The organism is Ahniella affigens (genome assembly GCF_003015185.1).
Lineage (GTDB): Bacteria > Pseudomonadota > Gammaproteobacteria > Xanthomonadales > Ahniellaceae > Ahniella > Ahniella affigens.
The window spans coordinates 5,812,580-5,835,810 of record NZ_CP027860.1 but is presented as its reverse complement, the minus strand read 5'-3'; the positions used below and the strand labels follow the sequence as shown (position 1 = coordinate 5,835,810).

Below are 23,231 nucleotides of genomic sequence, written 5' to 3'. Positions count from 1 at the left end.
GCTCAGTGCAGCTTCCCAAAAAGGATGTGGATGCTAGCCAGCCGCACTTGGCTCGTTCATGAATGATTGGTCGTTCAATTGGCGCAGCGCCTCAATCAGCGCCGCTAGTTCAGCTTCGGTATGGCTTGCTGACAAAGTGATTCGTAGTCTGGCCTCACCCTTGGGCACCGTCGGGTAGCGGATGGCAGGCGCGTAGAATCCGCGCTCGGCCAAGGCCGCGGCGCATTGCAAGGCCTTGCCCGCTTCGCCAATCAAGATTGGCTGAATGGCAGTCTGTGATGCCATGAGTGTATAGCCCAAGCCAGCAACTTCGGTGCGGAACACGTCAATCCGCCGATGCAGGGTTTCCTGCCGCCACGGCTCTGCACGCGCGGTTTGCATCGCCGCCAGACTCGCTGCTGCGACGGCGGGTGGCATCGCAGTCGTAAACAGAAATGGCCGCGCCAATTGCACCAGCGCATCGATCAACGCATCGGTGCCAACCACGAGCGCCCCGAATGAGCCCATGGCCTTGCCCAACGTGAGCATCTGCAGTGGCACGGATTCGACCCCCAATCCAGCCGCCGCAACGGTGCCCCGCCCCTCCCGTCCAAGCACGCCAAAACCATGCGCGTCGTCGAGGAACAACAGCGCCTGCTGCCGTTCAGCCACAGCAGTGATTGCCCGCACATCGACCTGATCGCCGTCCATACTGAACACGGCATCGCTGACCAGCATCGCGGCACGTTCGGGGTCGGCGGCAAGCAAGGCTTCGGCGTGTGCCAGATCCTGATGCCGGTAGCGCTTCAAGTGCGCACCGGCGAGCCTGGCGCCATCCAGCAGACACGCATGATTCAAGCGATCCTGCACACAGAGGTCGTGGGATTGCAGGCACGTATCGAGCACTGCGAGGTTCGCCATGTAGCCCGTCGAGAACAACAGCGCACGCGGATATCCTAACCACTGCGCAGCATAACGCTCTAACGCTGCATGGGGTTCGCGATGGCCACCGAGCAAATGCGCCGCCGTCGCGCCACTGCCCCACGTTTGGATCGCTTGCTGCATCGCCGCCGCGAGCTCAGGCGCCTGAGCGAGCCCGAGATAGTCGTTGCTCGCAAAGTTCAGCAAGCGCTGACCATCTACCCAGATCCAGTTGCCCTGTTGCGCCGTCACCGTGCGAAGCTGGCGGCGCAACGACGCCGCCTCGCGCTCGGCAACGCTTTGCCGCAATCGGTCGGCAACCAGCGGACGCTGATTCATCAGCTCGGCAGCACCCGAAGCAGCGCCCCTTTCAGATATTCCGTTTCGGGAATGGCTGGCACGACCGGGTGATCGGCACTCTGCTGCAAACGCTTCAACACCAGGGCCTGGCGATCGAGATGTCGCGCGCCTTGGTTGATCTGGCTGATCAACTCACTGTATGGCATGTGATACGAGCACGAGCAGGACACCAGCAAACCATCGCGGGCCAATACCTGCATGGCCATTTCGTTGATTCGCCGATACGCGAGACGCGCTTCCGCGAAATCCTTCTTCCGTTTGCTGAATGCTGGCGGGTCGACGATGACCACATCAAAGCGCTCACGTTGTTGCCGGAGGTGTTTCAAGAACTCAAACGCATCGGCCGATTCCGCCCGCACGCGGTCGGCAAAGCCATTGCGATCGGCATTGGCGCGGACTCGTTCAACCGCGGCATCACTGACATCGACCGCCAGCACCTCACTCGCACCAAATCGCGCCGCAGCCAGGCCCCAGGCGCCCACATAAGAGAACAAATCCAGAACACGCTTGCCATCGACGAGACGTGCCAAGCTGCCGCGATTGTCACGTTGATCGTAAAAGAACCCCGTCTTCTGTCCGTGCTCAACGTCGATGGCATAGTCCACGCCATGTTCGCGCGCAATCACCGTGGTTGGCAGCGACCCGATCGCCACCTCGACATACTCCGGCAGATTCTCCAGCTGTCGGACACTGCCCTGGTTCTTCCATACCAGCACCTCTGGCTTCAAGGTCTTCTGGATGGCGGCTTCAATCTCGGGCTTCAGTTGCTCCATACCAAGCGTGCCAATCTGGCCGACCAGCACGGGACCAAAGCGGTCGATCACCAGCCCCGGCAAACCATCGCTTTCACCGAACACCAGCCGATGATACGGCTCGTCATACTGCATCGCGCGCAAAGACGCCGCGACGTTCAGGCGATGTGAGATCAGCGAGCGGTCGATGCCGTGTTCGGCCCCACGCACGAGAAGCCGCGCGCAGATCAACGCATGTGGATTGATGTAACCAAGTCCGATCAGCCGGCCACTGGCATCCACGATCGCGACGCGCTCGCCGGGCTCGAATTCGTTCAGTGGCGAGCGCGCGGTATCGACTTCATTGCTGAACACCCAGACATGGCCCTGCTTCAGCCGCGCATCTTCGCCGCGCTTCAGAAATAGCGCCGGATATTCGATCTCGGTGGTCATTTTGTCTTCACCCGCATTGCTCGTGTGAACTTCATCAGCTGTTTGAAGTAGTACTCCGGAAACCAGCGCTTGATCCGCCAGCGTGTCCGCTCAGGGCCCGTCGGGATGATCATGAACTGCCCCTTCTCGCCGGCTTGGAAGGCGTATTCGGCGACGTCGGCAGCGGTGAAGTTCGATGTCTCCATCAGATGGCCGGCGACCGCCTTGAACCGTTGATCACCGCGGGCATTGTCGAGCAGATTGGTCTTGAAGAAACTCGGGCAGATCACGCCCACACGAATGCCATGGTCGACCAGCTCCGCGCGAAGCATTTCAGACACCGCGACCACCGCCGCTTTCGACGTGCCGTAGCTTGCGATGTTCGGCGCACCCGCGAGCGCAGCGTAAGACGCCGTGCTCAGAATCAGACCCGACTTGCGTGCCTTGAACATCGGCACGAACGTCTTCATGCCCCGCACGACGCCCATCAGATTGATGTTCATGACCCAGTCCCAGTCCTCCAGACTGGAATCGGCAACACTGCCGGCAGTTGCAACCCCGGCATTGTTGATCAGCACATCAAAGCCTTCAGGCCAATGTGTGGCGACGGAATTGGCCAAAGCGGCCATGCTGTCGTCATGGCCCACATCGACCGCCACAGCAAAATGCCCAGCGCCAGAACCGCCCAACTCGGCCACGGCGGCTTCAGCCTTGTCGAGGTTCAAATCGGCCACTGCAATGGCATAGCCTGCCTGCGCGTAGCGCTTGGCCAGAGCCAGCCCCAGGCCAGAAGCCGCGCCCGTAATCAAAGCCCGTTTGCTCATACTCTGCTCTCAGCGTTTATGATCGGAAGCCCCCAGTCTACCGAATCGCTGCGATGACCCCCATGCTGCCGTCCTCCTTGACCGATTTCACCGGCAAAACCGTACTCATTACCGGCGCCAGCCGCGGGATCGGCGAAGCCACCGCCCGCCTGTTTGCGGCCTGCGGCGCGCATGTCCTGGTCAGTTCGCGCAAACTGGAGGCCTGCGAGGAAGTCGTCCAGTCGATCCGGGCCAGCGGCGGCGTGGCGAACGCCATCGAAGCGCATATCGGCGATATCGCCTCGATGGACCGCCTGTTCGAAAAAATCATCGATCGCGGCTACGGGCTGGATGTACTGGTTAACAATGCGGCGACGAATCCTTACTACGGCACCATGGTCGACATGCCAATGAGCGCGTTTGAGAAGACCGTCGAAGTGAATCTGCGCGGCTACTTTTATTGCACGGTCAAAGCGGCACAGATCCTGAAGAGCCGAGGCGGCGGCGCCATCGTCAATATTGCGTCGGTCAACGGGCGCCGCGCCGCGCCTGGCCAGGGTATTTATTCGATGACCAAAGCCGGCATTCTGTCGATGACCGAAGGGTTTGCCAAAGAGCTGGCGGCCGACAAGATCCGCGTCAATGCGGTGTTGCCTGGGCTGACGGACACGAAGTTCGCGTCAGCACTGACACAGAACGAAAAACTGATGGCGCAACTCACCCGCACAATTCCGCTGGGCCGCGCCGCCGAGCCTCATGAGATTGCACCGACGATTCTGTTCCTGGCCTCACCCGCTGCGAGCTATGTCACCGGGGCGAGCTTTGCGGTCGACGGCGGTTACCTGGCCTGACGCGCGGTCGATCCCCGGACGGTGCCCGTGCGATGAACGGCGCAGACCAGGACTCGCCCCGCACCTGAGTCAGGGCTGCAGCAGACCGTACTGCGCGGTGCGAGGGACGTCGTAAATGAGATCGGATACCCGCACGGACTGCGTGATGCCAGCGTCGTCGACCCATTGAATATCCACATCGACCTGCTTAAGTCCGACCGTGTCGTTGGGCGCCGATTGGTTTGCGGCCAACACACGAAAGCAAGGCGCGTCAGCGCTGCACGGGTCGCCCGGACCGCCAGCCACGAGTCGCGTCACCGTCAGGCGCTTTTGAAATCGTTGTGGTGACCCGCCATCGCGAGCGATGTCGGGCACGACCCAGTCCTGAAGTCCGGTGCTTTGCAGATTCTCAAAGCCATTCTCGTCGCGACTGGCTCGTTCGCGGGCCAGATCGAGCACGTCGTTCGCGGCGGCCACCGCCTGCGAGCGTGCCTTGGCGGCCACGCTGTTGCGCGTGATCGTGGATTGCAGTGCCGCTAGTGCAAGCATGCCGGTCGACAACACGACCACGGCAATCAGCACTTCGATCAGGGAGAATCCTCGGGGGCGCTGGCGGTTTCGCATGATCAGAAACTGTATTGGTCGGTCCAACTGCCGGGAATCTCGACTACCGGCGGGTACTGCGTGTGCGTCGGTGGCGTCCGAAAGGACGCCAGCTGGATGACATCGTTGGTACCGAACACCCGCCCACCGCCTTCCAGAACCAGAGCGCCAACCACCTTGGACTGACCAGTTCCGGTGTCAAGGCCGGCACGCCCGCCTCGGGCCACATCCAATTGGATTGCCGGATCGCGCGTCAGTACCAGGCCAAAGATTTTGGTACCCGTCCGAGGCTTGAACGGCCCATCAATGACCAGCACGAGGTTGTTGCCCGGCTGCCCGATTTGGCCGGCGGGCAGCTGACAATCGGCCATATTGCCGTCCTTGCCTTGCTTGATCCAGACCAGGCCATGGGTTTGGGGGCCGAGCGATGCGCACGACTGTACACTGGCGCCTTGCACATCCATGTATGCCTGTACACGGTCGTTGACCAGATCCTGATCCAGATCGACGCCCTGCTCGCAACGGCCATCGCCGTCGCGATCATCGCGAACCGGCTCTGTCTGCAACGCATACGCAAATAGATCGCACGGGAACGGTGGCAAGGGCCCGCGGCTTCGACTCTCGGCATCATTGTCGAGAATATCGGCGCCCTCTTCATGACCGAAGCCTTGGTCAGCGCCCGATAGATTTTCGGCGCCGCCCGGGCAGGCGCAGAAGCCACCGCTGCCACAGTCCGCCGGGCCGTTGCCACCGGCCACCAGGCCACCGGAACCGTTTGCGGGGTCGGCCGGGTCTGCGGCGACTGGGCGATATTGGTCAGATCGGCAACTCTGCCACGTGCCTTCGGTGCCGTCGAAATCGGTGGGTGAGAACAAGGACACAGGCTGGCCGTTATTGCCTGCCATCGCTGGCGCACTCACCAAGGTACTGCTGCCCAGACCGGTGATGCCACCTGTTGCCACCAGCGCCGGCAGATTTGGATTGATCTTGAGCTCCGGCTTGACTGACACCGCCGTGACGATTGTCGCCGTGCTCGACTCACCCGGCAGCGCCGCGCGCGAGACCAGGGTGTATGCAACCTGATTCACGGCCTCAGCGGGATTCAGGGTGCACCCTGGGGCGACCGTCTCGGCGATCGTTGGTTTCGGCAATCGGCACAACAGCGCGCCCACGGCATACTCGGTCGGGAAGCTGTTGGCGGCAATCGGCGAACCCGTTGCCGGCACAAAGAAGGACGCGCCCTGGGCCAATTTGGCGAGCGGCACCGAGCGCTGCTCAAACACCGTGGTGCGCCCGTCGCCATTCAGATCGTGCCCACCAATGAAGCGATACATCCGTGCCCGCCGCGCCGTGTTGCGCTCGGCGCCACACGGAAAGCTCGTATCGTCAGCAGCGCAAGCCTGCCAGAACTGCGGATCGACTTCGGCGCCGGCATCCGGACGCAGGCGGGCATCAAGCAGGGACAGGCTGGCGCGCGCATGGCTGATGCCGCCTTCGGCCATCTGCCGGGTCAGTCGCGCGCGAAAGTCATTGCCAGAACTGAGCTGCTCGCTCAAGCCAACCCGGACTGCCGCCAACGAAAATAATGACAACACCAACAGCAGCACAATTGCGACCAGCAGCACCGCGCCCTGCTGCCGCGTGGCCGATTGGCAGCGAACCGGGCATGAACCATCAATGCGCGTGGCCATCACTCAATTCCTCGCCAGACGTTCGGGCGGCAGCACGGGGGCCGGCGGCATGATCGGCGCACGCAGCCGAATGGACTCGACGAACTGGCGGCGTGTATCCGGGTCGCCCACGAGGCGACCGCGAATGCTGACGCGGATCGTGTCGTAGTCGGGGTCGGTCTGACTGTCGGCCGCATCAAAATTGAACGCCAGAACATCGATATCGACCTGGGCCGAACTCAGATTGGCGCCGGTGCCACAAGCCGGAAAACTGTTCGCCTGACGGTTCATTCGGACGACTCCGCGATCGCCGATCTGCACGAGCGAGATCGTGTGAAACGCATCGCCGTTGGCAGCGCCGTAAGCAAATTGGATACAGCTGCCATCGATCGTGGTGGCGTCCCCGTCGTCTATTTGCCCCTGGCCGGAAACGCGTATCGTCTCGAACGGGTTGGTTGCAAAGATATTGTCGAGTCGCGTCACGCGCCCATCACCATCGTCGTCATCGCCGTTCTCGCCCAGATTCAGCAGCGCGTCGGGGTGGTAACGGGCACGCCGGAGCTCGGCGCTGACGACGTCCGAAATCGCCCGAATCTCTTGGGTTAGACGCGTGGCCCGGATGTTGCGGCCGTTCGCATCCAACGTGGCCACCAGCAACGCCGTTGCCGAGCCAATGACCAGGAGCCCCAAGGTCAGTGCGACCATGAGCTCGGTCAGTGTGAAGCCAGTTGGACGGCGGCTCATGGACATTGGCCGATTCCAGAAAGGGGCGCACTCTCGGCCGGCACACACAAAGCCGCGAGGCCCATCGGCCCCACTTCAACGCGCAGACTGAACCGCGGCTCCGGGCCAGTCAAGGTGACCCGGGTTGGCGTCATGCTGGTCAGCGTGCCCAGCTTGCCGTCAAACACAATCGCTTGCTGATTGCTGGCAAGCGTCACCGAGTCAAAATCGTCGCTGACGACCCGCATCGGGTTGCCACCTATGTTGCACGCATTGCCGTTCGCACAATCGCAGGGCTCGGCTGGTGGGATCATGGCGCCTTGACTGGGGTTTTCGGCGGCACGTGCGCCGGCACACCAGGATTCGCCCGAGCCAACGATGCTGACTGCGACCTGGCGGTCGCGCTTGATGGCCTCGGTGCGCGCCTCGGTCAGCAAGTCAGCGAGCGCCTCACCAGCACCGCGCATCCGCGCCTTGTGGAAGTAGTCGGAAAAGCCAGGCGCCGCCATGACCGCCAGAATCGCAAGCACCGCCAACGCCACCATCAATTCGGTGAGCGTAACGCCGCGCTGGTTCAAACGATCGATCATTGCAACCACTGACTCCCGTAACGAAACAATTCTGAACAGCTTAGACAACTGCCGCGAGCAGCTCGCCATCGGGCAAGCTAAGGCGCCCGGGACGCCCGATCAAGACAGCACCGACAAACGCCCGGACAAGGCCGACAAGCGGAGCCGGCCCAGCCAACCGGGCTGGCCCAACCTCGTCGCGACACCAGCCAAGCTCGCCGAATCCGGCACCAGCCCAGCTTGCCCATTCCGGCGCCATCAGGCTGTGCCCGAGCGCACATCCCTCCGGACGCCGGTTGGTCGGATTGGCCTTCGGCCTGGTGAAGGCCGCTATCATCGACCGGGTTCCGGTGGCACGCCTACCAGCGACACGCCTGCCAGACTCACCCATCCGACTTGCCAACCGACCTCTCCCGATGACCCACCGACCGCTCGTGCCAGCCCGCGGGTTCAGTCTGATCGAAGTCCTGATCGCGATGCTGATCATCATGATTCTGGCGGCGCTTGCCTATCCCTCGTACGCCAGATTTGTGCGCGAATCTCGACGCGTGGAAGTGCAGTCGCTGCTGCTTGACCTGCAGATGCGCGAAGAGCGCTGGCGGGCCGAGCACCCTGAATTTGCCGATGCCGCGACCCTTGGTGTAGCGGGTTTGATCAGCAACCACCCGTCGGCCCGTTGGTATGCGGTGCAAATCCAGCTCGATGAGATCGGTGGCTACCGTTTGATTGCCGATGCGGCGCCGGAACAGGCTGATGACCAACAGGAAGGCGTCTCCTGTACGCCGCTCACCTTGGGTCGGAATGAGCAGCTGCCGAAGCCCTGCTGGTAGAACCGAGCGATCACCCAATCTCGCTGAACGGCCCCCGCGTGACAAATGCTTGCAGGCGCGTGAGCCAAATCGGACACTAGCCACTGTTGCCGGACTGGCTACGATTCGCATCCACCCGGATGTGATCGGCAATGGATGCGCGCGGGGCTTGCTTTGGAACGGTTTGAAGAAGTCCATTCTGGACGTTCAGACTCACACAGAGTCCGGCACCGGTCCGGACTCTGAAGTGGTTCAGAGTCTCCTTGGCAAACGGAACTGAAGGTGACCCATGTCCAACGATAAGATCATCGCGGTGGTAGGCGTTTCTGACGAGCTGACCGCACATATGCGGCTGCTGCTGCGCCGGGCCATGCCGATTCTTGGCCAAAACTGGAAGTGGGGCGCTGAAGACATCGCCGATCTGATTGTGGTCGATCCGCGCGAGCTTGCCGGCCAGGCCGCGCGTGCGCGTGCGCAGGCCTCCGGGGTGCGCTGCGCCGTCGTGGTGCACGAAGGTGAAAACGAGGATGCCGCATTTATTCTGCATGTTCCGTTCAAGCTTGAGAGCTTTGTCGAGGTCATGCGGGGCGCGGCGCGGCCGTCGATTCGACCGACGACCAACATCGAGCATGCGGACGAAGATTTCTACTACCGCTCCACGCAGGAGTCGTCGTCTGAGGAATCCTCCGGCAATGAGTTCTGGTCGCGTGCCCGCGCCCGCGCCGAAGCCACCGCCGCCGAGGTGGCGTCTGACCAGAAGCAGAATCGGCAGAAGCTCGACCTGAACATCGCCGCCGGGCTCGACGAAGTGCTGAAAGACAATCCCGACGCCCAGAAGATTGCCCCAAAGCCCGCCGTCACTCTGAACGAAGGCGTGACCATCCAGGCTGTGCTGAATACTGGCCGCCGAGCGGAAGCGCGGCAAGGCGACAGTGTGCGGGGCATGAGCGGCGAGCGCTTTAGTGACGAGGACATGCTGCGTTTCGTCAAGGACGACGATGACCGCGGGGCCCTGGGGCTGCGCGAGATCCTGACTGGGACCGACGTCGCGGCGCCATCGCAGCTGACCCAGCCCGGCCTGCCAGCGTTGACCCTGGATCCGAAGAATCAAGTGGTGTTCCTGAAGGGCGACCTCGCTGACGCCGCGAGTTATTGCCAGCAGCCAATCAGCCTCAAGGCGCTGCGTGTGCTGACGACCCGGGAACTCACGGATATCCGCCAGCAGGAAACGAGCTTTCCGTACGATGACCTGCGCTGGCTGGATCAGGTATTGCGCGGCACCGGTCATCTTGCCCGCAAGTTTGATCCCGCCGGCACGTTCCGCATCAAACGCCCGGTCAATGTTTCCCGCAACTTCCGCCACCACGGCCGCATCGCCGACATCATGCTCGGCCCCGGCCGCCGCCTGAATGAAATCGCGCAGGAAGCCGGATCGAGCATGGACGACGTGTTCAACATGGTAAATGCGTACGACCTGATTGGCGAACTAGAGTGGCAAGCCAAACAACGCGCACCCGTGCAACCCGAGCCGGACAAGAGCCTGCTCGGCAAGATCAAGTGGCCGTTCGGCAAAAAATCGTAGGGGCAGACGAGGACGCCTGCCCGACGCTGGTTCCATTTGACCATCCTTCTCTAGCTGAATCCCCTGTCGAACGTTTGGGTGATGAACATCATTGCGGCACCATTGATCAACTTTCCGTGCGGAATCTTTCAGGGTTGACGACTTCGTCCGAGGAAGGGGCATGCCACCTGTTCTGCTGATATCAACGCGCATCAGGTAGATTCGTGTTTCCTAGTTCAATTGAACCCATCGGCGGCGAACCCAAAGTATGAAAGCTTTGCCCGATAAGTACGGGAATGCCTTAGGTGGTGTCCGGCTACCAAACGTTCCTTCCTAATACCTAGGCATATATACTGGCAAGGCATTGGCAGCGTGTATTTGCACGCAGACGACTACTCGCCCACGAATGCCGCCAGGAGTCCCGATGGACGTCGCACACGTTAGGCTCCAATACGCTCGTCTAAGCCGCCACCACACATTGGCACTAAAGCACAAGGATCCAGTGAGTTTTCTGGATCTTTCCCACTCGCTTCGAGTCTGGGTCGACATGAAAAAATTTGTTGATGAGCTTGCAAATGAGAGCGGCACTAGCCTCGGCTTCGCGAACTATTCGACGCCGAAGAAGGTAAAGCAAGTTCTTAAGGGCAGTAGGCGCGTTCAGTTACCGCTGGCCAGCGGGGTTGACAGTCCGGGCGTGCAGCTGAAGGGATTGACATTTGTAAATAGAGCGTTGTCGGCTGAAGAGCTCGATACTATATACAAAGCGGGTCCACCAGTTGGCCAAGATTCGCAACTGAGTTTTACTGAGTGGCTCGCTTGCGGTATCTATGAGGTTCCATCTGGTATCGACGAACACCCCCAACTATGGATCTCGCGCGAGATCTTGATCAAGAGAGTTGCAAACGCTCTGGGTGCAAGCCATCCGGCCGGTACAAGCGATGCTGACTCAGCAGAGAACAGATTTGATCGACATATACTTCAACTCCACAATGTGAAGGTCGCTGATGGTTACCCAGCGACGTACTATCAGCTGATTGAGATTGGAAAGGACGTGCTTGAGAGAACCAAAATCCTTCTTTTCCCATCAAGTTAGTTCTTGGGGCTTTTGATAACGAACGTGGCCCGGGCTTCGCGTAATTTCGAGATGAGGTTTTGGGGGCAATATGCAGCAAACGACCCAAAGGCCTTGCTTCATCGGAGATTTGTCGCAGCATGGACAATGAGGGAGGATGTTCTGACGGCACAAGGATGACGCCATAGGACATCAACCCGTCATCACGCCCCAGTTGCCGCCTGCCGAAACGCTCTGGCGCCCACTTCCAGTCCTTCCGGATGATCGTCCACTGCCGTCGCAATGATCAGGAAGTAGTCGTCGCTGCCCACAATGCTCTGATAGATCGGCAGGCGCTCCGGGCGTTTGCCGCCAGCGAGCACCGGCAATGCGGCAGCGTGGCCGCTCATGGGTCGAATGCACGCGTCGATGACGGCGGCCTCGGCAGTGTTAGCGGTGCGTACGGCGGTGCCGCCACCAAATTCGCCAGGCATCATGATCAGGTCGGCGCCACTGAGTCGGCAGAGTTGGGTCCATACCGCTTCGCTGATGCCGACATGCAACGGGCGCACCAAACCATCCACGCCGGCATTATGCGCGAGCACGATGAATCCCAGTTCGCGCGCGCGGCGAATGGCACCGAACCCGTTCAATCCTGGCGCGACCAGCACGCCGTCGATGCCATGTCGAAGCGCACACGCGGCGATCGGTTCGAACTGATCCTCGGCAATCAGATTCGCAAACAGCACTTTGTTCTCGCCCGTCTCGGCGACGAGGCGCGCGCGAGTTTCGGCCATGCCGCGATAGCGCTCTTCGACGCGTGATGGAGCAATGTCTTCGGAGAGCTCATCGTCCTTGATGGCATCAAAGCCACCGCGCAAGACCGGCTCGATCACCTGCAGCAACTGCGCGTTATTGAGTCCCACGGCCGGACGGGTGGATCGACAAAAGAACGGACGGTCTTTGGCGCCGACTTTGGCGCGAAAACCGGAGGCGCCCAGGCGAGGACCGGGAAACTGCACTTCAAAGCTCGTCGGCAAGTCCAGCGACAACAGCTTGGCCGCATCAAGAAAACCAAGACGCGCAATCTCGCCGTAGCAATGATTCAGCAGGCAGCTCGCCGTCGGCTTCAAATTGGCAATCGGATACGCGATCTCGACTTCATAGGCGTGCGCCTGTTCCGCCTGGGCCACATCGGCGTAGACCGACGTCGTCAGCCGATACCGCGGCAGCGCCCGGACATCGCTCGGACCATGATTATCGATCGACACCACCCGCGCCGTGTGCGCGCGCAAGTCCAGATCACCAATGGGCAGTGTCGTCGTGCACGCACTTTGCTCGCGCGCCATGGCCAACGCCACGACCTCGACCGCCTGTGCCGTGACAATGCGGTAGCGCGCGAAAACATAGTCCGCGCGATTCAATTCATCGGACCAGCGGAACCACTCCGCGTGCTCGGTTGACAGGGATTCTGAACTCATACGTCGCTTCTTGAGATTGATGTTGGTGCGTCAATCAGACATTGTGCCAGAGCCCAGTCTACCGGTTCTGTGATTTTGATATTGCCAGGCTCGCCGCGCACTGCCTGCAGGCGGACGCCAAGTTCGACTGCCAATTGCCAAACGGTCTGACGCTGCAAGCCTTGCGCTTTCGCGCGCGCCAACACATCGATCAAGATGGTGCGCCGGAACGCCTGCGGCATTTGCGGCAGGTGGTACTGATCGGCCGCATAGGCCTGTACGACACCACCCTCCGCATCCACACGGGCTGCGGGCACCAGCGCCGGGACATAGGCGCCCGCCGCGCCATGGCGCGCGGCAGCGTTGAGCACACGCTGGCATAAGTCCGCCGACACGAGTGGCCGAGCGATATCCAGCAACAGAACGTACTCGCTGTGCGCCTCGGCCAAAAGCTGCGCAAAGGACTGCTGACGGGACTCGCCGCCATGAATCAGCCGCACATGACCGGGCAACTCGGCACGCGCCTCGGCGTCCGAACCCGGTGGAATCGCCGCGACGATGGTGTCGGCCACGGCGGTCGCCGTATGCGCGACGCGCGCCAGCAGGCTTTGCGCGCCAAGGCGGAGAAACGCCTTTGGCCCGAGGCCGAGCCGACTGCCCACCCCGGCGGCAGCGATCAAAGCCGTGGTCGCCGCCTTCATGCCAGCGCCAGGATATGCTGGGCGACACGCTCGGCCGCACGGCCGTCAAACAGATCGCCGAAAATCTGCTGCGCACGCTGCTGCCTGGCCTCCGCAAACCGGCTCGGCGTTTCCAGGGCGCTCGCCACCGCGGCCGTCAGGGCGTCGCCGGTCTCGATGCGCTGACCGATATCGCGCCAAGCCCATTCTTCAGCGTCGGGCTTGAAACGCTGCCGATCTTCGAACCGGAGTGGGTTGTCGACCAGAATGATCGGGCGATCGAGCGCGAGGAAATAGAACATCACGCTCGATGCATCCGTGAGCAGAATATCCGCGTCCGGCATCAGCTCGTAAACATCCTGATTGCCGTCCTGGATCAGCTGGATTCCCGAATCGGCCTCGGCCCAGGACTGCCATCGCGCCAGCCACATGGGCTGTTCCTTCGCCGTGTGCGGATGCGGCTTGATGACGATATTGAGTTCCGGATACGCGCGCCGCAGGTCACTCGCCCAGGATTTTCCCAGTGGGCGCACCGACGCCATGTTTGGATTGAAGGTCGGGGCATACAGCAGGGTTTTAGTGGACCGTGGTGCCGCCCTTTGCAAACGGCGATACAGCGCATCCATTGGTACGAAGCCGGTCACCCATTCATCGATGCCGGCACGCAGGCCCTGATCGCGGTAATACTGCTTGAGCCACGCACTCGACAGGCAGGCGTAATCGCAGCCGGCCATCGAGTAGCCCAGATAGCGTTTGTTCGCAAAGCCATGGCGAGTCCAGACGATGCGGGCATTCGGCGCGGCCCGCTTCGCCTGGTGACTCGGATTCTCGGCCAGCACCACCACATCGGGCGCGAACTCGCGCATCGCATCCAGCGAGCTGAAGCGGCGCGACTCAACCTGATTGCCGAGTGCCGTTTCCACCGGCGCCAGCATGGCGTGGTGGAAGGGATTGGCGTAAAAGTAGGCGACCCGCATCGATCAGGGCCGCGCCTTGGCGGATGCTTCGCGGGCTGCGCGGAACTCGCTGTTTTCGCGCCACGTTGGCCATTCGCGACCATAGGCCAAGCGCTGACCGAGTGCGTAATAAGCGTTCACGTCTTCCATCGCACCGGCGTAATCCCACTCCGGATCAAATTCGTCCGGCGGCTGGTGGTAGGCCACCTCGTCGTACTTCTTGTTGATCTCATCGACATAGGCCGTACCGTAGGCCACGTGTTCGGAACCGGCACCGGCATGCAACGCAGGCACGCCAGCGCGCGCAAAGTTGAAGTGGTCAGATCGGAAATAGTAGCCGCGTTCTGGATTCGATTCCGGTGCCGGCACGCGATTCTGCGCCTTCAGCACCTCGCCCATCAGATCCTGCAAACTGTTCTGATCCCAGCCGGCCACGCTGAAATCCTTGGTGCGACCGATGAACGGAATCGCATCCATGTTGATGACGCCGGCCATGGTTTCCAGTGGCACGGCGGGATGCTTGACGAAGTAGCGCGAACCAAGCAAACCTGATTCTTCGAGCGTGGTGAACAACAACACGACCGAGCGCTTCGGCTTTTCTTCGGCAGCCGCAAAGGCCGCGGCAATTTCCAACGCGGCGGCAACGCCCGTCGCATTGTCGATCGCGCCATTGAAGATCTGATCGCCCTTCAGCGATTCATCCTTGCCGAGATGATCCCAGTGCATGCTGTAGACCACAGACTCGTTCGGGAACTCCGTGCCCGGGAGGACTGCAACCACATTGTTCGATGCATCGTTGGTGATGGTGCTCTTGATCTCGCCACTCAGCTTGGCGTTCATCGGCACGGCGGTGAAGCCCGCTTGATCGGCACGGTTCCGTTCGGCATCGAAATCGAGACCCGCTGCGGTGAACAGCGCCTTCGCGGTGTCAAGGCTGATCCAACCTTGCGCGGTCAGACGGGGTTCGGGATCTTCCGACTTCGGCAGATCATGCTGCGCACCACCCCAGGAACTGACGACCACATCCCAACCGTATGCAGCCGGTTCGGTGTCATGAATGATCAGCGCCGCCTTCGCGCCCTGACGCGCAGCCTCTTCGAACTTGTACGTCCAACGACCGTAGTAGGTCATCGCGCGACCTTTGAACAGCGACTCGTCCTTTCGGAGAAAGCCCGGGTCATTGACCATGACCACCACCGTCTTGCCTTTGACATCGACGTTGGCGTAGTCGTTCCAGTTGGCTTCTGGCGCATTGACGCCATAGCCGACGAACACCAGGTCAGAACCGTCAATCTTGATCTCGGCTTCGCCACTGCGCGTACCAATGACCATTTCCTTGCCCATGTTCAGGGTCTGGGTCTGATCACCGACTTGGATCGTCAGGCTGGTCGCCGGATCGGTGGTGGTCGACACCATTGGCACACGCTGGAAGTAGCTCGCGTGCTCGCACGGAAAGCTCGCACAGGCGCCATCCACGCCGACTGCCGGCAGATAACCGATGCGACGGAGTTCGTTTTCCAGATAGTTCATCGTCAGGCGTTCGCCCAGGCTGCCCGGATCCCGGCCTTCGTATTCATCAGACGACAGCGTCTTGATATGCAACGCGTAGTCCTCGGCCGTGATCGCGCTCTGCAGCTGATGATTGTCGGTGAGCGCGACCTTGAGAGGGGTGTAGGTGGGTGCTGCCGGCGCAGGCGGCGCTGCGGGCGGCGGTGGTGCCTCGCTGCAGGCGACCAGCAATACCGGTAGCAACAGGGTCAATCGACGCATGGTGTCGCACTCCTTTCAGATGGAACTGCCGAGTTTGCCTCATTCGCGAGGTCCCGAACATGCTGACTTCTGGACCAGGGCGCGGCGCCCGACGGGATGATGGCGGTTACTTGCCGGGGGTTTCGCCCCAGAGTTGCTTGTGCAATTGCCATTGGAACCGGACCGGCAGGCGGTCGGCAATGATCCAATCAGCGAGTTCGGTGGCCGTGATCTGGCCGTGACTTGGCGAGAACAGCACTTCGGCGCGTTGCGCAAGGTTGTGCGTCTTGAGCATCTGCACCGACCAGTCGTAATCGGCGCGGTCGCCAATGACGAATTTCACCTGGTCGTGCGCGGTCAGCAGCGGCAGATTCGCCAGGCGGTTGCGCGCCATTTCGCCCGAACTGGGGGTTTTCAGATCCAAGACCCTAGACACCCGTGAATCCACGGCGCTGATATCGATCGCACCCGACGTTTCGAGTGACACCAGGAACCCGGCGTCGCAGAGCTTTTTCAGCAGGATCAGGCAGCGTTTTTGCGACAGCGGTTCGCCGCCGGTCACACAGACGTGGCGGGCGCCGTTCTGGGTGGCTTCGTCGACCAGATCGTCGATCTGCCGCCACGTACCACCGAAGAACGAGTAGGTGGTATCGCAGTACGTGCAGCGCAGCGGGCAACCAGTCAGGCGGATGAAGGTGGTTGGCCAGCCGACGTCCCGGGCTTCGCCCTGCAACGACAGGAACACCTCGGTGATTTTGAGGCGCTCAAGCTCAGGTTGATCGTCGACGACGAGTCGACTCGCTTCGAGCGCCTCTGTCATACGGCTTAAGGCCGACGGCCTTCCAGGCGGAGCGCGTTCAAACGGCTTTGCGCCAAACGGGCGACCACGGTATTCGGGTAGCGGGCCATGACATCGTTCAATTGGCGTTCGGCCTCGGGCCATTCGCGCAGTTCGTAGTGGCAATAGCCGACTTTGAGGGCCGCATCCGGCGCTTTGGCGCTGTCCGGGAATTGGTTCAACAATGCCCGAAAGGTGTCGAGCGCAATACGGTAGTTCTGAGTCACGTAGTAGGACTCGCCGAGCCAGTAAGTCGCGTTGTCGGCCAGATCGCCGTTCGGAAACTGCTCCAGAAAGCTGGAAAACCGACGTGCCGATTCAGCGTAACGACCTTCGCGTAATGCGGCGAACGCGGCGTCGTAGGCCTGCTGCTCGCCAGCCTGGGGAATCATGGTGGTGCCGACAGCGCTGTTGCTCGGCGGCGGCGCCACGGGCGCAGTCGGCGTTGGCGTGGCCAGCGGATCGACTGCTGGGGCCGTCTGACTGGGTGCGACCGGCAGGGTATCCGTGACGGGCGGTGGGCTGGACGGGCGCGAGATCGGCTCCATTGCCAATTGGTTCGGATCGGCGGGCGGCTGCGGTGGTGGCACCGACAAGTCCTGCGTTTGGCCGTCGGCTAGAGCGGGTACTACCGGCGGCGGGCTCACGGCGGCCGGATTGCCTTCCAGACGGGCCAGGCGCGAATCGAGATCGGCGTACAAGTCGCGGTTGCGGTTCTTCAGCTCTTCAAGCTGAAACGCCTGCTGCTCGACCATTCCACGCAGGGTCTGTACCTCAGCCTGAAGTTCGTTCAGTCGGTTCAGGAGATCAATCGACGCCTGGTTGTTGTCCTTGGCGGCATCTGCTTCCAGCTTGGCCACCCGCTCGGAAAGACTGAGCCGCCCCTGAGCCGACGCCTCTGGCATTGCAATGCTGAGACTGAACACCACCAGCGTGGCCAAAAGCCATGAATACTTCATCGAGCGCTCCTTCGAAGATCAGACCGTGATTGTGCCGCAAAACAGCTGAACAAGCCGTTCAAGAGCTGGATTTTCTGTGCTTTTGATCGTCACCGACGCGGCAACGTTCCCAGTTGCGGGAACGGGTTTGCCAGAGATTCAGCATTGGCGATTCGTTCAGCGCGGTTCCTTGATCCCGTAAGGGCAGACACGGGGTCTGCCCCTACGGAGGTTGGCGTCTTCCCGTCTTCGGCCTGATCTGCAGACCGACGTGGCTGCCAAATGAGTTGGTGATGCCCCAAAAAAAACCCCCGCCGGAGCGGGGGTTTGCGAATCTCAACCGAGTAAAAAATTACTTGGTGTAGACGATTTCGACGCGGCGGTTCTTGCCCCAGCAGTCTTCCGTCGAGTCGGCGCAGGTCGGGCGCTCTTCACCGAAGGAGACGACCGTGATCTGGGCAGCCGAACCACCCTTAGCCTGCAGCGCCTGCGACACGGCATTGCCGCGACGCTCACCGAGACCCAGGTTGTATTCCTGCGTGCCGCGCTCATCAGCGTGACCTTCCAGGCTCATGGCCGAATCCGGCACGTCCTGCAGGAACTTGGCGTGGCAGGTCAGAATGGCTTCAGCTTCGGCCTTGATGTCGGCGCGATCGAAGTCGAAGTACACCACGCGCTGACGCAGGCACGGATCGCTGTTCAGGTCCTCGCGAGAGAACTTGCCATCGTCAACAGTGTTGACCGGCGGCTGTTCCTTGACCGGTTGGTCGTTGTTTGCAACCGGGGTCTCTTTGACTTCTTTCTTACAAGCGGCCAACGAAGCCGCCAAAGCAACTGCCAGCAGGATACGGGTCGGGTTATTCATCTTGGTTTCCTCAGAGGTTTATAGGTGTGTTGCCAAAGCTTTGGTGCTGCCGGCCGTAAAAACGGCCGAACGATCAGCGCTGACGGAAGGGCGACCACGCTGGAGAGCGTACGTCACCATCAGCCAGCACCAATCGCTGCCGCACGCGCCCGTCGGCGGATACGGCGTAGAGTACGTCCCGCTTATCCTCGCGGGCTGCGTACAAAATCATGCTCCCATTCGGAGCGAAGCTCGGCGATTCATCCAAGTTGCCTGGAGAGAGCTCTCGCACCTCGCCAGCGCCGCCGCGACTTCGGTCTAAAACTACAATACGATACACGTTCTTGTTGCCCTGCGCCATAGCGATCAGCTTGCCGTCGTTGGCCAGAGAGGCGCGCGCATTGTATTCGCCCTGGAAGGTAATTCGGGTCGGTTCGCCCCCGGCAGCCGGGATTTGGTACAGCTGCGGTTTACCCGCGCGGTCGGACGTAAAGATGATGAATTGGCCGTCCTGGGTCCAGACTGGTTCCGTATCAATGGCATAGTGTCGGGTGAGCTGCGTGCTCCGGCGGGTTGCCAAGTCCATGACGTAGATCTCGGGATTCCCCGATTGCGACAGCGTCAGCGCCAACTTCGAGCCATCCGGCGAGAATGCCGGCGCGCCGTTGATTCCGCGGTAGGAGGCAATCATTTCGCGCTTGCCGGTGGTCAACTCGTGAATGTATATGGCGGAATTACCGCGCTCGAAGCTCACATACGCCAGTTTCCGACCATCCGGCGACCAGGCCGGCGACAGGAACGGGGTGTGCCAACTGATCACCGGAACCGGGTTGTAGCCGTCCGAATCGGCCACCATGACCGAATATGAAATTTTTGGTGACAAGCCCTTTTGGGTCACATAAGCGATGCGGGTGGAGAACGCGCCGCGGACGCCGGTGATCTTCTCGTAAACGATATCGGCAATTTGGTGCGCGGTTGCACGCAGGCTGCTCGCACGGGCACCCACCGCCTGGGCGAGCAGACGCTGCTTCTTGGCAACGTCAAACAACTCGAACTCGACGCGCAATGCGCCTGACTCCGCATCCAACACACGACCGACCACCAGGTAGTCCTGCTTCAGTGTGTTCCATTCCTGAAAGTCGACTTCGGTGTCGCGGGTCGGGAATTCCGTGATTTTTGAGCGCTCCAGCACATAGAACTGGCCACTGCGATTCAAGTCGGCCGTGATGACACCTGAAATGTCGGTATCAAGTGGCATTCCTGCCCCTTGATATTGGATCGGAACTACGGCGATGGGACGGGCCGCAACGTTCGGATTCGTGATTTCGAGGTTCAGCTGAGCCTGACTCGCCAGACTGATTGCAAGACCCAGTAAGAGGATCAGCAGACGGGACATCAACGAGGCGTGCATAGGTTCTCCGGATCACAGAAGGTGAAGTTGATCGATCGGCTGAACACCGATTCGAATCCTTGATAGGGGAGTGGGTCGGAGCGCAGTACGGCGGCTTCCAACGAACGTCGGACGGGCTCACTGAGATAGCAGGGCGGCACGACGTTGGCCGAGATGATGCGCCCATAAGGAACCTGGACGATATTGACCACACATTTGATCTGCTCGTCGGACTCCGGACGAATCCAGTTGCTGCGGACCTTGTTGACGATCGCGGCGGCATATTGCGCTGCCAACGAATTGTCCGTCCCGCCGAGACCCGATTTCTGTTGCTCTTCAGCAGCGAGTTGCGCCATTCGCGCGAGATCATCCTCACGCTGCTTTTGCGCCATTTTCTGGCGGTTGGCTTCTTCCAATTGGGCGAGGCGCTGCGCTTCCAGCTTGCGCTTTTTCTCAGCCTCTTCGCGCAGCTTGCGAATGTCGTCGAGCTGTTTCTGGCGCTCGCGCTCCATCTTTGCCAGCTCATCCTCGGGCTGGGTCAGATCGACCTGCTCTTTTTGGATGCGCTCTTCCTGTTCTTTCTCGGCTTGCTCCAATGCATCGGCAGCAAGCTTGACCTTTTCTTGGTTGATCGTGTCTTCCGAGCGTTTGACGCGCGCCGGGTCTGGCTGCTCGGGATCCGGTTGGGGCGTTTGCTTGGGCGTTTCGACGGCTTTCGGCGTCGGCGGCTTCGGCACTGGCTGGCGTGGGCGCGAAACGGTGTTTTGACTGGGTTTCGTCGTCAGATCGACCAGACTCGCCTCAATGACCACGCCCTCGGCGCGGACGGCCTCAGAGCGCCCGCTCATCAAAAGCCCCATGAACACGAGCAGCAGCGCGACCCCGTGCACCAGCACGGCGAGTCCGAACGCTTTCCAGGTTTGCTCGTTCTGGTCCATGAATGCCCTACTTCGCCTTCTGTTCCAAGGGGCGGCTCATCAAGCCGACTTTCGGCACGCCTGCCTGCTGCAACAACACCATCACTTCGAACACTTTGCCGTACTCGATGCTCTGGTCACCACCGATGAGCACTGGCACTTTGGGATTCTGGGCAACGTAAGCTGAAATCTTTCTGACCAGAGTCTCCTCGTCGATGGCTTCGCGTTCAGCTTTGCCGAGCGTCAGATAGAGATTGCCTTTGGCATCGATGCTGACTTGCACGGGCTCGGAATCCACGCTCAGCGTCTTCGCATTCGACTCCGGCAACTCGATATCCACACCAAGATTCATCAGCGGCGCGGTGACCATGAAAATGATCAGCAGCACCAGCATCACGTCGATATACGGCACGACGTTGATCTCGGCTTTCAGTTTGCGTTTGTGACGTCGATTGTTGGCCATAGGTGCCTCAACGAACGGCGTGCATGGCGCGGGTTCCCGAGCGCTGACTCGATTCGGTGTTCATTCAGCGGTTTTCCTCGACATGCGCCTGGCGCTGCAGAATTGCCGAGAACTCTTCCTGGAACACGTCATAACGCGAGGCCAAACGATCGGCCTTGGTGGCAAACCGGTTGTACGCCCAAACCGCCGGAATCGCCGCGAACAAACCCATGGCGGTGGCGATCAGCGCCTCCGAAATACCTGGCGCGACCATCGCGATGGTGGCTTCTTTGACGTTGGCCAAGCCTTGGAACGCGATCATGATGCCCCACACCGTGCCGAACAGGCCCACGTAAGGACTGATGGAACCGACGCTGGCGAGAAACTCCAGGCGATGTTCCAGCCGATCCATTTCGCGACCCGAGGCCGCGCGCATCGCGCGCTGTGCGCCTTCGACCATGATTCGTGAGTCCATCTGCTTGCGGGACCGCAGCCGCGCGAACTCCCGGAAGCCGGCTTCGAAAATGCTCTCAAGCCCGGTGCTATCGCCGCCTTTGGTGCTCACGTCCTTGAACAAGCCCGCCATGTCGGTGCCCGACCAGAAACGGTCTTCAAATTCGCGCGTGCGCTTGTCGGCATCGCCCAGCAGGCGGCTTTTCGCAAAAATGATGGTCCAGGACGCAACCGAAGCAGCGAGCAGCAGACCCATGACCAATTTGACCGGCAGGCTGGCGCCCAAAATCAGCGCAAACAGATTCAATTCAGACGTCATGCGAGCAGACTCTCTTTCAGAAATGCAGGAAGAACCGCCGGCTTGAAGCTGGCGGCATCGATCAGGGCAACACGACATTCGAGCTGGACCAGCTGTTCCTGATCCGAACTTCGGACCAGCTTCTGCTGGAAGCGCAGACTGGCCGCCCGGGCCTCGATCAGATCGCAGCTGACCGATAATTCATCGTCGAGCCGCGCCGGGCGGCGGAAGGATACCGAAACCTCGCTGAGTACGAAGAGAAATCCCGTCGCAGCAGCAAATTGGGACTGGTTGATGCCCTTCGCGCGCAGCCACTCCGTCCGCGCCCGCTCAAAGAAGCGCAGGTAGTTGGCGTGGTAGACCACGCCACCAGCATCGGTGTCCTCGTAGTAGACCCGCACCGGCCAGGAGAAGGGGGCATTCGTCGACATGACCAAAGTCTAACAGCCAAATCAAACACTTGCGGCGTCAAATTAGGAATTGGTTCAGGTTTTGGACAAATGCCGATGTTTTTTATGAAATTTGGGTGATATGGCGCACAAACCGGGGTGCGCGCACGGCCAGGGCCAAGGCAGACGCAGGGGGCCGCCCCTACGGGTGGGCGTCATCGCGAAACTTGCAGGGGCAGCCCCCCGTGTCTGCCCCACGGCGTACTGATCGCTACCGGGTTAGCCGAGCTTGGCCAGACCGTTCAGGGCGGCATCGAGCTTGAACCGAAGCTGGCTCAGGTCCTGGTTCAGCGCATGATCGCCAGATTTCTGGGATTCGCGGACTTGCAACAACTCGTGGGCGAGATTCAATGCCGCCATAACCGCCAAACGGTCAGCCGGCGCACTGCGACTGGCCTGACGCAGATCACGCATGCGCCCATCGAGCAGACGCGCCGCCTCGATCAACCCGGCGCGCTCTTCCGGGGCACAGGCAACCAGGTAATCGCGATCAAGGATATGGACCGAAATCGGGTCAGCACTCATCCGTTCTGCTCCAAAGACTTGAGACGCGCAATCATGGCCTCGACCCGGGAGCGCGCCTGCTCATTCTTGGCGAGCAAGTTGGCGCGCTCGGCGGCCAGCGCCTCCTGGCTGGCTTTGAGGCTCTTGTTTTCGTCATTCAGCCGGACACAGACCGCCAGCAGTTGCTCGAACCGCTCGGTCAGTGCGCGCACATCGTCTTGCTGTCGGTAGTCCATCCCTGAATTAAGCCCAAGCGTTGGCTGGCGGTCAA

General features: G+C 60.9%; 25 protein-coding genes. 4 read left to right on the top strand and 21 right to left on the bottom strand.

The annotated features are described in order from the left end of the window. Positions 1-33 precede the first annotated feature (33 nt). From bioF to C7S18_RS22795, 3 genes are read right to left on the bottom strand one after another with little or no spacing between them, the layout of a single operon-like run. Entirely contained in the window at positions 34-1,239 is a 1,206-nt protein-coding gene (bioF, locus tag C7S18_RS22805; protein ID WP_106893744.1) for an 8-amino-7-oxononanoate synthase, read from the bottom strand. After that, entirely contained in the window at positions 1,239-2,444 is a 1,206-nt protein-coding gene (locus tag C7S18_RS22800) for a class I SAM-dependent rRNA methyltransferase (protein ID WP_206207942.1), read from the bottom strand. Before C7S18_RS22800 ends, bioF begins: the two co-directional genes overlap by 1 nt. After that, entirely contained in the window at positions 2,441-3,247 is an 807-nt protein-coding gene (locus tag C7S18_RS22795; RefSeq protein WP_106893743.1) for an SDR family NAD(P)-dependent oxidoreductase, read from the bottom strand. The genes C7S18_RS22800 and C7S18_RS22795 overlap by 4 nt, the downstream gene beginning before the upstream one ends. A 62-nt stretch (positions 3,248-3,309) precedes the next feature. Between C7S18_RS22795 and C7S18_RS22790 the strand changes: the two genes are divergently transcribed. Beyond that, positions 3,310-4,077 carry a glucose 1-dehydrogenase gene (locus C7S18_RS22790; RefSeq protein WP_106893742.1) on the top strand — a complete coding sequence of 256 codons (768 nt, stop codon included), beginning with the start codon at positions 3,310-3,312 and terminating at the stop codon, positions 4,075-4,077. A gap of 69 nt (positions 4,078-4,146) precedes the next feature. Here the strand turns inward: C7S18_RS22790 and C7S18_RS22785 are convergent, their stop codons facing one another. Genes C7S18_RS22785 through C7S18_RS22770 form a run of 4 tightly spaced genes read right to left on the bottom strand, consistent with a single transcriptional unit; the run spans position 4,147 to position 7,642 of the window. After that, positions 4,147-4,680 carry a prepilin-type N-terminal cleavage/methylation domain-containing protein gene (locus tag C7S18_RS22785; protein WP_106893741.1) on the bottom strand — a complete coding sequence of 178 codons (534 nt, stop codon included), beginning with the start codon at positions 4,678-4,680 and terminating at the stop codon, positions 4,147-4,149. 2 nt (positions 4,681-4,682) lie between these two features. Then, complete coding sequence (locus C7S18_RS22780) at positions 4,683-6,350, bottom strand: PilX N-terminal domain-containing pilus assembly protein (RefSeq protein ID WP_106893740.1); 1,668 nt, start codon at positions 6,348-6,350, stop codon at positions 4,683-4,685. A gap of 3 nt (positions 6,351-6,353) precedes the next feature. Continuing rightward, positions 6,354-7,073 (bottom strand): PilW family protein, encoded by a 720-nt coding sequence (locus tag C7S18_RS22775; RefSeq protein WP_170113442.1) that lies wholly within the window; start codon positions 7,071-7,073, stop codon positions 6,354-6,356. After that, on the bottom strand, positions 7,070-7,642 hold the full coding sequence (locus C7S18_RS22770) for a GspH/FimT family pseudopilin (protein ID WP_170113441.1): 573 nt from the start codon (positions 7,640-7,642) through the stop codon (positions 7,070-7,072). Before C7S18_RS22770 ends, C7S18_RS22775 begins: the two co-directional genes overlap by 4 nt. Before the next feature lie 395 nt (positions 7,643-8,037). Between C7S18_RS22770 and C7S18_RS22765 the strand changes: the two genes are divergently transcribed. The 3 genes from C7S18_RS22765 (at position 8,038) to C7S18_RS22755 (ending at position 11,084) form a co-directional block, all read left to right on the top strand. Continuing rightward, positions 8,038-8,451: a type IV pilin protein gene (locus tag C7S18_RS22765; protein WP_106893737.1), complete on the top strand. Its 414-nt coding sequence runs from the start codon at positions 8,038-8,040 to the stop codon at positions 8,449-8,451. Between the two features lie 268 nt (positions 8,452-8,719). Beyond that, positions 8,720-10,012 carry a hypothetical protein gene (locus tag C7S18_RS22760; protein WP_106893736.1) on the top strand — a complete coding sequence of 431 codons (1,293 nt, stop codon included), beginning with the start codon at positions 8,720-8,722 and terminating at the stop codon, positions 10,010-10,012. 526 nt (positions 10,013-10,538) lie between these two features. Next, positions 10,539-11,084, top strand: a complete 546-nt coding sequence (locus C7S18_RS22755) for a hypothetical protein (RefSeq protein ID WP_146152076.1) — start codon at positions 10,539-10,541, stop codon at positions 11,082-11,084. 182 nt (positions 11,085-11,266) lie between these two features. On the opposite strand, the gene C7S18_RS22750 is transcribed toward C7S18_RS22755, so the two are convergent. The 14 genes from C7S18_RS22750 to C7S18_RS22685 form a co-directional block, all read right to left on the bottom strand. Beyond that, a complete protein-coding gene (locus C7S18_RS22750) occupies positions 11,267-12,523 on the bottom strand; it encodes a RuBisCO large subunit C-terminal-like domain-containing protein (RefSeq protein ID WP_106893734.1) in 1,257 nt (418 codons plus the stop codon). Next, positions 12,520-13,203, bottom strand: a complete 684-nt coding sequence (locus tag C7S18_RS22745) for an IspD/TarI family cytidylyltransferase (protein WP_106893733.1) — start codon at positions 13,201-13,203, stop codon at positions 12,520-12,522. Before C7S18_RS22745 ends, C7S18_RS22750 begins: the two co-directional genes overlap by 4 nt. Next, positions 13,200-14,159 carry a CDP-glycerol glycerophosphotransferase family protein gene (locus C7S18_RS22740; protein ID WP_106893732.1) on the bottom strand — a complete coding sequence of 320 codons (960 nt, stop codon included), beginning with the start codon at positions 14,157-14,159 and terminating at the stop codon, positions 13,200-13,202. Before C7S18_RS22740 ends, C7S18_RS22745 begins: the two co-directional genes overlap by 4 nt. A 3-nt stretch (positions 14,160-14,162) precedes the next feature. Continuing rightward, the gene (locus tag C7S18_RS22735) at positions 14,163-15,908 is read right to left on the bottom strand and encodes a M28 family metallopeptidase (protein ID WP_106893731.1); all 1,746 of its coding nucleotides are present in this window, start codon (positions 15,906-15,908) and stop codon (positions 14,163-14,165) included. A gap of 106 nt (positions 15,909-16,014) precedes the next feature. Further along, the gene (queE, locus tag C7S18_RS22730) at positions 16,015-16,707 is read right to left on the bottom strand and encodes a 7-carboxy-7-deazaguanine synthase QueE (protein WP_106893730.1); all 693 of its coding nucleotides are present in this window, start codon (positions 16,705-16,707) and stop codon (positions 16,015-16,017) included. Positions 16,708-16,712: 5 nt separating this feature from the next. Continuing rightward, positions 16,713-17,684: a tol-pal system protein YbgF gene (gene ybgF, locus C7S18_RS22725; protein ID WP_106893729.1), complete on the bottom strand. Its 972-nt coding sequence runs from the start codon at positions 17,682-17,684 to the stop codon at positions 16,713-16,715. A gap of 331 nt (positions 17,685-18,015) precedes the next feature. Beyond that, positions 18,016-18,528 (bottom strand): peptidoglycan-associated lipoprotein Pal, encoded by a 513-nt coding sequence (pal, locus tag C7S18_RS22720; protein WP_106893728.1) that lies wholly within the window; start codon positions 18,526-18,528, stop codon positions 18,016-18,018. Between the two features lie 73 nt (positions 18,529-18,601). Continuing rightward, a complete protein-coding gene (tolB, locus tag C7S18_RS22715) occupies positions 18,602-19,918 on the bottom strand; it encodes a Tol-Pal system beta propeller repeat protein TolB (RefSeq protein WP_106893727.1) in 1,317 nt (438 codons plus the stop codon). Continuing rightward, positions 19,903-20,835 (bottom strand): cell envelope integrity TolA family protein, encoded by a 933-nt coding sequence (locus C7S18_RS22710; RefSeq protein WP_106893726.1) that lies wholly within the window; start codon positions 20,833-20,835, stop codon positions 19,903-19,905. Before C7S18_RS22710 ends, tolB begins: the two co-directional genes overlap by 16 nt. 7 nt (positions 20,836-20,842) lie before the next feature. Next, entirely contained in the window at positions 20,843-21,277 is a 435-nt protein-coding gene (gene tolR, locus C7S18_RS22705; protein ID WP_106893725.1) for a protein TolR, read from the bottom strand. A gap of 64 nt (positions 21,278-21,341) precedes the next feature. Continuing rightward, positions 21,342-22,028 carry a protein TolQ gene (gene tolQ / locus C7S18_RS22700; RefSeq protein ID WP_106893724.1) on the bottom strand — a complete coding sequence of 229 codons (687 nt, stop codon included), beginning with the start codon at positions 22,026-22,028 and terminating at the stop codon, positions 21,342-21,344. After that, positions 22,025-22,438, bottom strand: coding sequence for a tol-pal system-associated acyl-CoA thioesterase (gene ybgC, locus C7S18_RS22695; RefSeq protein ID WP_106893723.1), 414 nt, complete (start codon positions 22,436-22,438; stop codon positions 22,025-22,027). The genes tolQ and ybgC overlap by 4 nt, the downstream gene beginning before the upstream one ends. A 237-nt stretch (positions 22,439-22,675) precedes the next feature. Then, positions 22,676-22,981 carry a cell division protein ZapA gene (locus C7S18_RS22690; protein ID WP_106893722.1) on the bottom strand — a complete coding sequence of 102 codons (306 nt, stop codon included), beginning with the start codon at positions 22,979-22,981 and terminating at the stop codon, positions 22,676-22,678. Beyond that, positions 22,978-23,196: a TIGR02449 family protein gene (locus C7S18_RS22685; RefSeq protein ID WP_106893721.1), complete on the bottom strand. Its 219-nt coding sequence runs from the start codon at positions 23,194-23,196 to the stop codon at positions 22,978-22,980. The genes C7S18_RS22690 and C7S18_RS22685 overlap by 4 nt, the downstream gene beginning before the upstream one ends. Positions 23,197-23,231: the final 35 nt, after the last annotated feature.